This is a genomic window from Achromobacter spanius, from assembly GCF_002966795.1.
Lineage (GTDB): Bacteria > Pseudomonadota > Gammaproteobacteria > Burkholderiales > Burkholderiaceae_B > Achromobacter > Achromobacter spanius_D.
This window is the reverse complement of the sequence record NZ_CP023270.1, coordinates 205,096-216,833: the sequence shown is the minus strand read 5'-3', so window position 1 is coordinate 216,833 and position 11,738 is coordinate 205,096. Positions and strand designations below refer to the sequence as shown.

Here is an 11,738-nt window from a genome sequence, read left to right as displayed (position 1 = left end):
TGGAATGTCGCGAGCCACTTTTTATCCTGGAATAGCGTTGGTCATCTGCGCGCACGCATGCGCGCCTGGGCCTGCTGGTCCACGCGCTGGCGTGAGCGGCGGATGGCGCCCCCCAGCACCACCAGCCATGCAATGGCGGCAATCCCGCCAAAAGCGAACCACTGTACCGCGTACGACGTGTTCTGCTGGAAATCGACAGAGGGCTGGGGCCAGTCGCGCACCAGGCCGTCGTCGGCCTGGCCGCCCTGGCTCAGCACCGTGGGCAAAAGTTTCAGTCCGGTCGCGCGGGCATAGGCGTCCAGCGGCAGGTTCTGCACCTGCGGCACCGCGGCGCCCGCCACGGGCAGCGCCGCGGGCAGGGTGGAGGTTTCCGTGCCGCTCAGCGACCACAGCTCGAACATGCGGGGCACGCGCACCGACAGCTCGCCTTGCACGGTCTGCACGCCCTCGGGCGTGGCCGGAAGCTTCGGTTCACCCTGGCCCTGAATGACGCGCGGCAGCCAGCCCCGCAGCACCAGCACCGCGCGATTCGTGGCCGCATCCAGCAGCAGTGGCGTGGCCAGCCAGTAGCCCGGCCGGCCGTCATGGTTGCGATTGTCCAGCAGTACACTGAATTGCGGCAGCCACGTGCCGTTTGCCTGTGCCACGCGCCACGCCGTCATGTCGGCGGGCGGCGTTGACGGCGTCAACATCAGCGGCGCTTGCTTGCGGCCCGCTTCGATCGCGGCCAGAATGGCGCGTCGCTCATCGCTGCGGCGCAATTGCCATTGCCCCAGCGACACCAGAACCATCACGGCGAGGCCAAGCAGCAGTAAGGCGGCTACCGTGTAGCGGGTGGAATGCGGTCGGGACATCTGTCGTTGCTAAATCTGAATAGTCGGGAGACCACAATGCGCGTTTTCGTCGTTCTGGCCTTCATCGGGATACTGGCCAGTCTGGCATCCGCCCTGGTCTACCTGATGCGGGACAAAGGTACCACCAACCGCACGGTCAACGCGCTGACGGTCCGCATCGGGCTGTCGGTCGCCCTGTTCCTGTTCGTGCTGTTCGCCCATCACATGGGCTGGATCGAAAGCACCGGTTTTAGATAGGCTGCGCGGGTCCCGGTTCCCCGGACCTTGCGCCGCGCCCGCTGGCGCGTCCCGCCAGATGGCCCGAAAGCGCGACGGACGCCGGCTTGCCGCCCGGTCATCCCTTCGCGCTTTCCCGTGCCGCCGCCGCAGCCGGCGCCGCCGGCCACAGCTTGAACCACGCAGTTAGAACCAATACACGAACAGGTACAGGCCCAGCCACACCACGTCGACAAAGTGCCAGTACCAGGCCGCGCCTTCAAACCCGAAGTGATGGTCCGCCGTGAAATGGCCGCGGATCAGGCGGATCAGGATGACCGTGAGCATCGTGGCGCCCAGGATCACGTGGAACCCGTGAAAGCCGGTCAGCATGTAGAACAGCGACCCGTACGCGCCCGAGTTGAACTTGAGGTTCAGGTCCTGGTAGGCGTGGATGTACTCGAACGCCTGACAGGCCACGAAGACAAAGCCCAGGATGACGGTGGCCGCCAGCCAGAACTTCGTCTTGCCGCGGTGGTTTTCACGCAGCGCATGGTGAGCGATGGTCAGCGTGACGCCGGAGCTCAGCAGCAGGGCCGTGTTGATCGTCGGCAGCCAGAAGGGGCCCACGGTCTGGAAGGGTTCCACCACGCCAGCCGGGCCGAAGTTCGGCCACGCTGCCTGGAAGTCCGGCCACAGCATCAGGCGGTGGTCGATGTCGCCCAGCCACGGCGTCGTGATCGTACGCGTGTACCAGAGCGCGCCAAAGAACGCCGCGAAGAACATCACCTCGGAGAAGATGAACCAGCTCATGCTCCAGCGGTACGAGCCGTCGATGCGCTTGCTGTTCAGACCGGTCTCGGATTCGTGGATGGCGTCGCCGAACCAGTAATACATGACGATGATCACGCCGATGAACCCCACCAGCACGGACCACTTGCCCCAGTCCACGCCGTTGACCCAGGCCGCGGCCCCCAGGCCCATGAAGAGCAGTGCCACGGCCATGCGCACGGGATGGCCCGAGTCGGCGGGGACAAAGTAGTACGGTGCCTCTTTACCTTGAACCGAGTGGCTTGCACTCATGGCTTTCTCCCTGGTACAGATTTAGATTTAGGTAATTCAAGTCAGGCTGGAAACGGCCCAACGAACAATTAAAACCAGCACAGTCACAAAGATTGCCGCTGCCAGCAACCCGGCCACGATGACGTGGACCGGATTGAGCTTGGCGCTGTCCTCACGGTAGCCCGCGCCCTTGCGCACGCCGAAGAACCCCCACGCCACCGCCTTCATCGTCTGAAGGAAACTCAGCTTGCGCTGAGACGTTTCGCGAAGGTCGTCGCTCATGCCCAGGCCTCTAGCCGACGGCCTTGCCGGTCAGCAAGGCAGAACCGCGGATCACCGTCCAGGCAAACACGGCAACGACAAAAACCAGAAGAACCAGTCCTGCGATCTTGTTACGGCGGCGCTGCTCGGGTGTCATTGCTGTGCTACCTGGAACATGGATAGGGATTTACTTCACTTCGGGCGGCGTTTCGAAGGTGTGGAACGGCGCGGGCGACGGCACCGTCCATTCCAGTCCTTCGGCGCCTTCCCACGGCTTGGCCGGGGCCGGTTCGCCCTTGCCCATGTAGCAGCGCACGATCGCCCACAGGAAAATCAGCTGCGACAGGCCGAACCAGAACGCGCCGATGGTGGCGAGCTGATGGAACGTCGTGAACTGCGCGGCGTAGTCGGCATAGCGGCGCGGCATGCCGGCCAGACCCAGGAAGTGCATCGGGAAGAAGGTCACGTTGAACGAGATCAGCGTGGACCAGAAGTGCAGCTTGCCCAGCTTTTCGCTGTACATGCGGCCCGTCCACTTCGGCACCCAGTAATAGGCGCCGGCAAACAGCGCGAACAGCGAGCCGGCCACCAGCACGTAATGGAAGTGAGCCACCACGTAATAGGTGTCGTGGACCTGGATGTCGATGGGCGCCACCGACAGGATCAGGCCGGTGAAGCCGCCCATCGTGAACACGAAGATGAAGCCGATGGAGAACAGCATCGGCGTCTCGAACGTCATGGACCCGCGCCACATCGTCGCGACCCAGTTGAACACCTTCACCCCGGTCGGGATGGAGATGAGCATCGTGGCGTACATGAAGTAAAGCTGGCCGGTCACCGGCATGCCCGTCGTGAACATGTGGTGCGCCCACACGATGAACGACAGCACGGCGATGGAGGCGGTGGCGTACACCATCGAGGCGTAGCCGAACAGCTTCTTGCGGGCGAACGCGGGCACGATGGCCGACACGATGCCGAACGCCGGCAAGATCATGATGTAGACCTCGGGGTGCCCGAAGAACCAGAACACGTGCTGGTACAGGACCGGGTCACCGCCGGCGGCGGCATTGAAGAAGCCCGTGCCGAAGTGGCGGTCGGTCAGCACCATGGTGATGGCGGCAGCCAGCACCGGCATCACGGCCAGCAGCAGGAACGCGGTGATCAGCCAGGTCCAGCAGAACAGCGGCATCTTCATCAGCGTCAGGCCGGGCGCGCGCATGTTCAGGATGGTCACGATGATGTTGATCGCGCCCATGATGGACGACGCGCCCATGATGTGGATGGCGAAGATGGCCAGGTCCATGCCGGGGCCCATCTGCAGCGACAGCGGCGCGTACAGCGTCCAGCCCGCGGCGGTGGCGCCGCCCGGCACGAAGAACGAGGCGGTCAGCATGATCGCGGCAACCGGCAGCAGCCAGAAGCTGAAGTTGTTCATCCGCGCGAACGCCATGTCCGACGCGCCGATCTGCATCGGGATCATCCAGTTCGCAAAGCCCACGAAGGCCGGCATGATGGCGCCGAACACCATGATCAGGCCGTGCATCGTGGTGAACTGGTTGAACAGCTCGGGGCGGAAGAACTGCAGGCCCGGCTCGAAGAGTTCGGTGCGCAGCAAGAGGGCCAGCGTGCCGCCCTCAAGAAGCATGACGAACGAGAAGATGAGATACATCGTCCCGATGTCTTTGTGGTTCGTGGCAAAAAGCCAGCGGCGCCAGCCCGTGGGCACGCCGTGGTGGTGGTCATCGTGACCGTGGCCGTGGCCCGGCGACACGTGGTCTACAGTGACGCTGCTCATGATGGACTCCTTCCTGCTGAGTGCCAGCCCCGTCCAACGGGGCGGCAGGGTATCTCTGACTAAACGGAACCGGTTCTACGGTGAAGGAACGGCGCGCGCGCAATCAGCGCGCGGGCGTGATGTCCTTCGGAAGAACCGTCGGGTCCTGCCCCTTGCCGGCGTTGCTCCAGGCATGGCGCGTATAGCTGATGACCGCTGCGATCTCGACATCGTTGAGCTGCCCGCCGAACGCCGCCATGGCGGTGCCGGGCTTGCCCTTCAGCACGGTGTTGATCTGCTCCCCCTTGGGGCCCAGAACAACCTTGTCTCCGTCGAGCGGCGGGAAGGAACCGGGAATGCCCTTGCCGTTGGCCTGGTGGCAGGCCACGCAATTTGCCGCGAAAACCTTTTCGCCGCGGGCAACCAGTTCAGCTTCTGTCCACTCTTTATTGGGATCGTCGGCGTTTGCCGCCATCTTCTTCTTTTGGTCTTCAACCCACTTATCGTAGTCGGGCTGCGCCAGCACTTCCACGACGATGGGCATGAAGGCGTGGTCCTTGCCGCACAGTTCCGCGCACTGGCCACGATAAATGCCAGGCTTCTCGGCGTTGAACCAGGTGTCGCGCAGGAACCCGGGGATGGCGTCCTGCTTCACACCGAAGTCCGGAACCATCCACGAGTGGATGACGTCGGCAGCCGTGAGCACGATGCGGATCTTCTTGTTGGCGGGGACGACCAGGTGGTTGTCCACTTCCATCAGATAGAACTCGCCCTTGGGCTCGCGGTTCTCGATCTGGGCGCGCGGCGTGGAAAGCGTGGAGAGGAACTTGACGCCGGCGGCCGAGCCGTCCAGATATTCGTAGCCCCACTTCCATTGATAGCCGGTGACCTTGATGGTCAGGTCCGCGCTGGAAGTGTCTTTCATGGCGACGACCGTCTTGGTGGCCGGCAGCGCCATGGCGATGACGATGATGAAGGGGATGACGGTCCAGGCGACTTCGACGCCCAGGTGTTCGTGGAAGGTCGCCGCCTTGTGGCCGCGGGACTTCCGATGCGCCCAGATGGAGTAGAACATCACTCCGAAGACGCCGATGAAAATCACAATACAGATCGTGAGCAGCAACCAATGCAGCCACATGATGTCGCGCGAAATCGCGGTGACGCCTTCATGCAGGTTCAGCTGATTGACCTTCGGACCGCCGGGCATGTTTTGCACCTGGGCACCGGCCACGCCGCCAATCAGCATCGCACAAGCCCCCAGTATCCCTCTCCACTTCTTCATGCTTACCTCGAAATACGGCGCGAAGGCCCATTTGCTGGTGGCGGAAGTCACCGGAATACGGGCAACACGCAATTATTAGATGGCAGGGCGATGCAGGGAGATAGAGCGGCCCTGTCGTTCCCTCTCGAAATCACAAAGAAACTGGCGGATTATAGCGGACGCGCAAACAGATGTAATTTAGTGCTCTTGAATTCATACGGCCCGCCCCCATGTGCGCCCGCCCCTTGACTACGGGCCGTAAACCGGGTGGCTTAAAATCGCCAGCAACCTCATCTCCTTGGCGCCACGATGCAAAAGCAGTTGCCCGACTTGTATGCCGCCCTGTGCGCCCGCGCGCAGGAGCCCGCCCCGGAAGGCGCGCGCGCTCTATATATAGCGGGGCGCCGCTGCGGCTGGGCCACGCACGCGGCCTGCGACGCGCTGCGCGATGCGCCGCAAACGCGCGCGGACGACACCGCACTGCGCATCGGCGAGGGCCTTGCCCCGGGCAATGCGCTGGATGCCGTGCTGGAACAGGCCGCCGAACTGTTGCGCCAAGCCAACTGCCTGCGCGGCTGGCGCGATGAATTGCTGGACGTTCTGGATGGCGACGAGCCGCTGGGCGTCATCGAACGCGCGGCCGTGCGGCCGCTGGGTCTCTTGACCAAGGCCGTGCATCTGAACGCCTGGACGCCCGACGGCAAGCTGTGGGTCGCCCGCCGCTCGCTCAGCAAGTCGACCGATCCCGGTATGTGGGACACACTGGTTGGCGGGTTGGCGGGAAGGGGCGAAGACCTGGAACTGGCGCTGGTGCGCGAATGCGGCGAAGAAGCCGGCCTGGACGAACCCGACCTTGCGCGCCGCACACCGCTGCGCACGATCCTGCGCATTCATCGTCGGCTGCCCGAGGGCTATCAAGTCGAAGACGTGCTGACCAGCACGTGCATCCTGGCGCCGGACGCGCGGCCCGCCAACCGTGATGGCGAGGTCATGGAAATCGCCACCGTCGATGTCGCGACGGCCTTGCATCATATTGCCGAAGGCGAGTTCACGCTGGAAGCCGCCCTCGTGCTGGTCGAGGACATCATGCGGCGCCAGGCCGCCGGCGACATCTCGATCTGAATCGCTGAACCGGGCTGCGCCTGCACGGCGCGCCCAGCTGCCACCAAATGAATTTGCCGGTACGCGCGCGATGCCGCGCCCGGCAGACCGCGCCTAGCGGGGTGCCGGTTCCGGCGTTCCCATCACGGAACCGCCCGACGCAGCGGCGCCCGACGCATCGGCGCCCGACGCATCGGCGCCCGACGCATCATCGCCGTCCGCGGGTTCGCCGCGCAGCTCACGCGCCGCCCGCAGATCCTCGCCTTCCGGCGGACCGCCGGCGCCGGCCGCTTCCGCGGCTTCGGCCGCCTGCGCCGGGCTAGGTCCTGCGACCGGCGCGGGCGTGGCGGCCGCCGCCGCGGAGGCCTGCGAAAACTGCTTCCAGACTTCAATCGCGCGCAGCCGCTGCTTGGCCACCACCTGGATGCGGTCACGCAGGTTTTCATCGCGGGCCAGCAGCGCATGGAAGTCGCGCGAAGCCAGCATCAGAAGCTTGCTGTAGCCCAGCGACGTCACGTCCGGCGTCAGTTGCTCTTCGCCCAGCAGGCCCAGCTCGCCAAAGAATTCGCCGCTGCCCAGCTCGATCATGGTGTTGTCGGGCAGATGGACCGCCACGGCGCCCGATGCCACGAAGCACATCTCCTCGCCGTGCCGTCCCTTGGTCAACACCCGCTGGTCGGGCAAAGCCAGACGCGGCTTGAGCAGCTTGCTGATGGCACGCAGCGAATCGGGCGACAGGCCTTCAAAGAGCGGCACGCGCTTGATGAGTTCGGCCGCGCTCATTTCGATGTCCAGGGGCGGATGCTTGTCGATGTGCGCCCAGCGGCTTTTCAGTTGCTCGGTCAGGTCGGCATAGACTTCGCCGCTGATCAGGAATTGCTCAAGCATGTCGCGATAGCGGATGCGTTCAAGCTCGCGCGCCACGCGTCCCAGATAGCTTTCCTGCAGCCATTGGGCGTACGACGGATATTGCAGGTTCAGCGCCTGCATCGCGTTTTCGATCAGGTCCAGGCGGCGCTGATGCAGCGACACGATGCGCTGCGTGGCCTCTTCGCCCAGCAGCGGCGTGATCTGTTCGCGGGCAAAGCCGATCAGGCGCTGCGCGACCGACCGCTTGCTCATCAGGTTGGCAAAGCGTTGGCCAAGCTCACGCGCCAGCCAGCCCTGGAATCCAAATACGTAATGCAGCCGCAGCGCCAGCCGGAAGCCCGTCGAATAGCGGACGTCGGCAGCAATGGCGCGCTCAAAGCCCTCCACGCCGCCCAGCCGGATCGCGTCTTCCAGCCGCTCGGCCCGCGCCAGCAGCGTTTCGGCCATGCGCCAGTCCACGATCTGCGCCTTCAGGATGTCGAAGAACATTTCCTCTTCGCGCTGCGCCACGATGGCCAGACCAACAGCAACGCGCTGCTCGTCGGTCATCTGGCTGACCCGGCCGTCGTGCACGCTGGCCAGGCTGGCGTCGAACACGGCGCGGATGCGGTCGCGCACTTCGTTGCCGATATGCTCGGCCTTGGCGACTTCCTCGGTTTTGCCCTGCAGGTCTTCCAGCGCCACGGCCAGCACCTGGTTGCGGATGGTGCGCTCCACGGGCGACAACTGGTTCAGCCCCAGCATCCGGATCAGCGGCCGCAAGCTGATGCCGTTGACGAACAAGGTCATCAGCACGAACCCGGTCGTGGCCACGGCAATGAACTGGCGCGCCTCTTCGGGCACGCCGGTCTGTTCGGTCACCGCCAGCGCCAGCGCCAGCGACACGGCGCCGCGCAGTCCGCCCCACAGCATCACCACCTTGTACGGATTGCTGACCTTGGTGCCCAGCCGGGTCAGGCCCAAAAGCGGCAGCAGCCCGAACACCACGATCGCGCGCGCCACCAGCGTCACGACGAACACCACGCCCACCAGCACCAGTTCCTGCCAATCGGCGGCCGCCATCAGCTTGGGAATCAGCATGGCCGCGAACAGGAAGATGAGGGAATTGGCCCAGAAGCCAAACTGCTCCCACGCGCTGGAAAGATGCTCGAAGGTGGTCGGCGACATGCGCGTGCGTCCGGTGGACCCCACCACGAGCCCCGCGATCACGGTGGCGACCACGCCCGAGACATTCAGGTAATGCTCGGAAATGAAGAAGGACAAATAGGCCAGCGTCAGGGTCAACGTGATCTCGGCCGTGGGAAAGCCGCGCAGCCAGGCAAACAGAAAGCAGGCCAGGCGCCCCATCGCAAAGCCGGCCACGCCGCCGCCGATGAAGTGCACGATGAAGTCGTTGAAGATGCCGCTGACGGACAATTCACCCTTGCCGCTCAGCACCGCCAGCAGCACGGAATACAGCGCGATGGACGCCGCATCGTTGAACAGGCTCTCGCCCTCGACCAGCGTGGTCAGCCGCTTGGGCGCGCCCACTTCGCGAAAGATGCCGACGACCGCCACCGGGTCGGTCGTGGCCACGATGGCGCCGAGCAGCAGGCATACCACCAGCCCATAGGGCGAGATGGCGTCCAGCGTCACGCCGACCACGACCGTGCAGACAACCACGGCCACGATGGCCATCATGAGGATCGGCCCGATGTCGTCCATCAGCCGCCGCACGTTCATCGACAGCGCCGTCTCAAAGAGCAGCACCGGCAGGAACACCATCAGGAAGGTCTCTGACGAGATCTCGAAGCGTTCCAGCGAATCGAGAAAGTCGCCGATCCAGGCGGGCGCCCAGCCGTGCACGTGAATGACGATCCCGAGCAGACAGCCAACGATGGCGAGCAGCACCGAATAGGGCAGCTTGACGCGGCCGGCCAGAGGCGGCATGAAGCAGACCAGCGTGAGCAGGCCCGCAAGACCAAATACGAGAAAACCAACATCCATGGGTAGCGCCGCGTCCCGATCGTAGTGCGTGAGGAAAGTTCCACAAGAATAGCGGCTTTTTTCCGGCGCTCGCGGGCGGGACGTGACGGGAATCGTGGAGAATGCACGTTTCGTTACCCCAATGGACGCTTGCGAAACGTGCCGCGCCATGTTTTTTGGGTAATGTGGCATCACGCGAACTTTTGCAGGAGCGGCACGTGGCACGCATCCACACCTTGACCCGGCGCCACGACGCGCCCGCGATGCTCGTCCAGTTGACCGATAGCCATCTTTTCGGCGAGCCCGAAACGTCGATGCTGGGCGTCAATACCGACGCCAGCCTGCGCGCCGTGCTGCGCCAGATCGAGGCCGACGGCAAGCATCCCGACCTGCTGCTCGCCACGGGCGACCTCTCGCAGGATGGCGAGGCCGCGGGCTACCAGCGCTTTGCGCGCATCCTGTCCGAATCGGCCGCGCTGGATCGCGCGACCATCCGCTGCCTGCCCGGCAATCACGATCAACCGTCCGTCCTGCGCCAGGAATTGTCCGACTGGTCGATGCCGGTGACGGACGTGGGCGCATGGCGCATCGTCACGCTGGACACGACGGTGCCCGGTTCGAACGCAGGCCACCTGTGCAACAGCGAACTCGACATGCTGCAAGCGGCGCTGGCCCAGGCGCCCAACCGCCACACACTGGTGGCGATGCACCACAACCCGATGCAGATCGACAGCCACTGGCATGACTCGATGATGATCGACAACCCGCAGGCGCTCTTCAAGCTGCTGGCGCGGTATCCGCAGGTGCGCGTGCTCTTGTGGGGCCACGTGCACCACGAGTTCGACCGCCGCCGCCACAATCTACGCATGCTGGCCACGCCGTCCACGTGCTTTCAGTTCAGCATCCGAGACGGCAAGCACGTCGTCGACAACATGGCGCCGGGCTACCGGTGGATCAAGCTTTATCAGGATGGGTCGATGGCGACCGGCGTACGCCGCGTGCAGGACGCGCTGTGGCACACCGCGCTGCAAGCGCCAGACAGCGCGCGCGCGGCTTGATCTGTCCAGGGATGGCGCCGGAATAGGCGCCTTTTTTTATGGGCGCTGCGTTCCGAGCGCGCATAAAAAACGGGGCACCGATATGCTAGGTGCCCCGCAAGCATCCGTCTCATAGGGGAGGGGAAAGAGGAGAAGCCGAGACGGATGACAAGACTGCTAACCGAAGTTCGCGGTCTACATGAAGTTAGGCGGCGCCTTCCTCATTAAGTTTCTGCGATCGCAGAAAATTTGCCCCCGAATTTGTATCAATTTATTGACCACCCGCTGTCAGCGACCGCTGCGAACCGCGGAATATCAGGCGCCAAAGAAAAAGGCCGCAACGTGCGGCCTTTGTCATGCGCGGAGCAGCAATCACGAAGCGAGATTGCCGCGCATCTTCTTGAGCGCTGCCGCTTCGATCTGGCGGATGCGCTCGGCCGACACGCCGAACTCTTGCGCAAGCTCGTGCAGCGTGGCGCCGCCATCGTCCTGCAGCCAGCGGGCTTCGACGATGCGTCGCGAGCGCGGATCCAGCGCTTCAAGCGCGGTCGTCAGACCGGCGCTTTGCAGGTGATCGCGCGCGGCGCGCTCCAGCACGCGCGTGGGTTCCTGGCGGCCCTCGTCGGACAGATAGGCGATGGGCGCGTAGCTGTCATCGTCGTCGTCCTGGTTTTCCAGCGACATGTCGCGGCCGGACATGCGGACTTCCATTTCGCTCACGTCTTCGTGACGCACGTTCAGCTCGCGAGCGATGTGGTCGACCTGATCCGGGTCCAGGGTCTGGCCGTCGGGACGCATGCTGCGCAGGTTGAAGAACAGCTTGCGCTGTGCCTTGGTCGTGGCCACCTTGACCAGCCGCCAGTTGCGGATGATGTATTCGTGGATTTCGGCCTTGATCCAGTGCACGGCGAACGACACCAGGCGCACGCCGCGCTCGGGGTCGAAACGTTTGACGGCCTTCATGAGGCCGACATTGCCTTCCTGGATGAGGTCGGCGTGGGGCAGACCGTAACCCAGATACTGACGGGCCACGGACACCACAAGACGCAGGTGCGAAAGAATCAGCTCGCGGGCGGCGCCCAGGTCTTCCTGGTCGCGCAGGCGGCGGCCGAGTTCCGTTTCGCGATCCGCGGACAACACCGGCAGGCGGTTGACCGCGGAAATATAAGCGTCGATCGTACCGAGAGCGCCCGGATTGGCGATGGCCAACGCCAGAGCGTTGCCGGAGGCGGTCAACGAGGTACTGGGTTGCTTCATAGCGGGGGTCTCCGGATGGCGAGATAACGACATGAATTCGATGTTAGCACTCAAGTAATGGGAGTGCTAATTCGACTGTTGCGACGCGTCAAAGTTTCATT

At 64.1% G+C, this 11,738-nt stretch carries 11 protein-coding genes; 3 read left to right on the top strand and 8 right to left on the bottom strand.

The annotated features are described in order from the left end of the window. Positions 1 to 41: 41 nt before the first annotated feature. Positions 42 to 854, bottom strand: coding sequence for an SURF1 family protein (locus CLM73_RS01055; protein WP_105236948.1), 813 nt, complete (start codon positions 852 to 854; stop codon positions 42 to 44). A gap of 36 nt (positions 855 to 890) precedes the next feature. Between CLM73_RS01055 and CLM73_RS01050 the strand changes: the two genes are divergently transcribed. Continuing rightward, entirely contained in the window at positions 891 to 1,091 is a 201-nt protein-coding gene (locus CLM73_RS01050; protein ID WP_105236947.1) for a twin transmembrane helix small protein, read from the top strand. A gap of 165 nt (positions 1,092 to 1,256) precedes the next feature. Here CLM73_RS01050 and CLM73_RS01045 read toward each other — a convergent pair whose 3' ends face one another. The 5 genes from CLM73_RS01045 to coxB form a co-directional block, all read right to left on the bottom strand. Continuing rightward, positions 1,257 to 2,132 carry a cytochrome c oxidase subunit 3 gene (locus tag CLM73_RS01045; protein ID WP_056565536.1) on the bottom strand — a complete coding sequence of 292 codons (876 nt, stop codon included), beginning with the start codon at positions 2,130 to 2,132 and terminating at the stop codon, positions 1,257 to 1,259. 36 nt (positions 2,133 to 2,168) lie between these two features. Beyond that, positions 2,169 to 2,393, bottom strand: a complete 225-nt coding sequence (locus tag CLM73_RS01040; protein ID WP_056565538.1) for a DUF2970 domain-containing protein — start codon at positions 2,391 to 2,393, stop codon at positions 2,169 to 2,171. A 10-nt stretch (positions 2,394 to 2,403) separates the two neighbouring features. Continuing rightward, on the bottom strand, positions 2,404 to 2,529 hold the full coding sequence (locus CLM73_RS29195) for a cytochrome oxidase small assembly protein (RefSeq protein WP_217467855.1): 126 nt from the start codon (positions 2,527 to 2,529) through the stop codon (positions 2,404 to 2,406). A 30-nt stretch (positions 2,530 to 2,559) separates the two neighbouring features. Continuing rightward, positions 2,560 to 4,167: a cytochrome c oxidase subunit I gene (ctaD, locus tag CLM73_RS01035; protein WP_056565541.1), complete on the bottom strand. Its 1,608-nt coding sequence runs from the start codon at positions 4,165 to 4,167 to the stop codon at positions 2,560 to 2,562. Positions 4,168 to 4,270: 103 nt separating this feature from the next. Beyond that, complete coding sequence (gene coxB / locus CLM73_RS01030; RefSeq protein ID WP_105236946.1) at positions 4,271 to 5,428, bottom strand: cytochrome c oxidase subunit II; 1,158 nt, start codon at positions 5,426 to 5,428, stop codon at positions 4,271 to 4,273. Positions 5,429 to 5,716: 288 nt separating this feature from the next. Between coxB and CLM73_RS01025 the strand changes: the two genes are divergently transcribed. Beyond that, positions 5,717 to 6,529, top strand: coding sequence for an NUDIX hydrolase (locus CLM73_RS01025; protein WP_105236945.1), 813 nt, complete (start codon positions 5,717 to 5,719; stop codon positions 6,527 to 6,529). 93 nt (positions 6,530 to 6,622) lie between these two features. Here the strand turns inward: CLM73_RS01025 and CLM73_RS01020 are convergent, their stop codons facing one another. Next, the gene (locus CLM73_RS01020; RefSeq protein ID WP_105236944.1) at positions 6,623 to 9,364 is read right to left on the bottom strand and encodes a cation:proton antiporter; all 2,742 of its coding nucleotides are present in this window, start codon (positions 9,362 to 9,364) and stop codon (positions 6,623 to 6,625) included. A 197-nt stretch (positions 9,365 to 9,561) separates the two neighbouring features. Here CLM73_RS01020 and cpdA point away from each other — a divergent pair, with 197 nt between their 5' ends. After that, complete coding sequence (gene cpdA / locus CLM73_RS01015) at positions 9,562 to 10,401, top strand: 3',5'-cyclic-AMP phosphodiesterase (protein ID WP_105236943.1); 840 nt, start codon at positions 9,562 to 9,564, stop codon at positions 10,399 to 10,401. Positions 10,402 to 10,752: 351 nt separating this feature from the next. Here cpdA and rpoH read toward each other — a convergent pair whose 3' ends face one another. Further along, the gene (rpoH, locus tag CLM73_RS01010) at positions 10,753 to 11,637 is read right to left on the bottom strand and encodes an RNA polymerase sigma factor RpoH (RefSeq protein ID WP_056565550.1); all 885 of its coding nucleotides are present in this window, start codon (positions 11,635 to 11,637) and stop codon (positions 10,753 to 10,755) included. Positions 11,638 to 11,738: the final 101 nt, after the last annotated feature.

Excerpts from the sequence above, each read along its gene's own strand:
- CLM73_RS01055 (WP_105236948.1), bottom strand. The coding sequence starts at position 854 with ATGTCCCGACCGCATTCCACCCGCTACACGGTAGCCGCCTTACTGCTG.
- ctaD (WP_056565541.1), bottom strand. The coding sequence starts at position 4,167 with ATGAGCAGCGTCACTGTAGACCACGTGTCGCCGGGCCACGGCCACGGT.
- rpoH (WP_056565550.1), bottom strand. The coding sequence starts at position 11,637 with ATGAAGCAACCCAGTACCTCGTTGACCGCCTCCGGCAACGCTCTGGCG.
- CLM73_RS01050 (WP_105236947.1), top strand. The coding sequence starts at position 891 with ATGCGCGTTTTCGTCGTTCTGGCCTTCATCGGGATACTGGCCAGTCTG.
- CLM73_RS01025 (WP_105236945.1), top strand. The coding sequence starts at position 5,717 with ATGCAAAAGCAGTTGCCCGACTTGTATGCCGCCCTGTGCGCCCGCGCG.
- CLM73_RS01040 (WP_056565538.1), bottom strand. The coding sequence starts at position 2,393 with ATGAGCGACGACCTTCGCGAAACGTCTCAGCGCAAGCTGAGTTTCCTT.
- CLM73_RS01020 (WP_105236944.1), bottom strand. The coding sequence starts at position 9,364 with ATGGATGTTGGTTTTCTCGTATTTGGTCTTGCGGGCCTGCTCACGCTG.
- coxB (WP_105236946.1), bottom strand. The coding sequence starts at position 5,428 with ATGAAGAAGTGGAGAGGGATACTGGGGGCTTGTGCGATGCTGATTGGC.
- CLM73_RS01045 (WP_056565536.1), bottom strand. The coding sequence starts at position 2,132 with ATGAGTGCAAGCCACTCGGTTCAAGGTAAAGAGGCACCGTACTACTTT.
- CLM73_RS29195 (WP_217467855.1), bottom strand. The coding sequence starts at position 2,529 with ATGACACCCGAGCAGCGCCGCCGTAACAAGATCGCAGGACTGGTTCTT.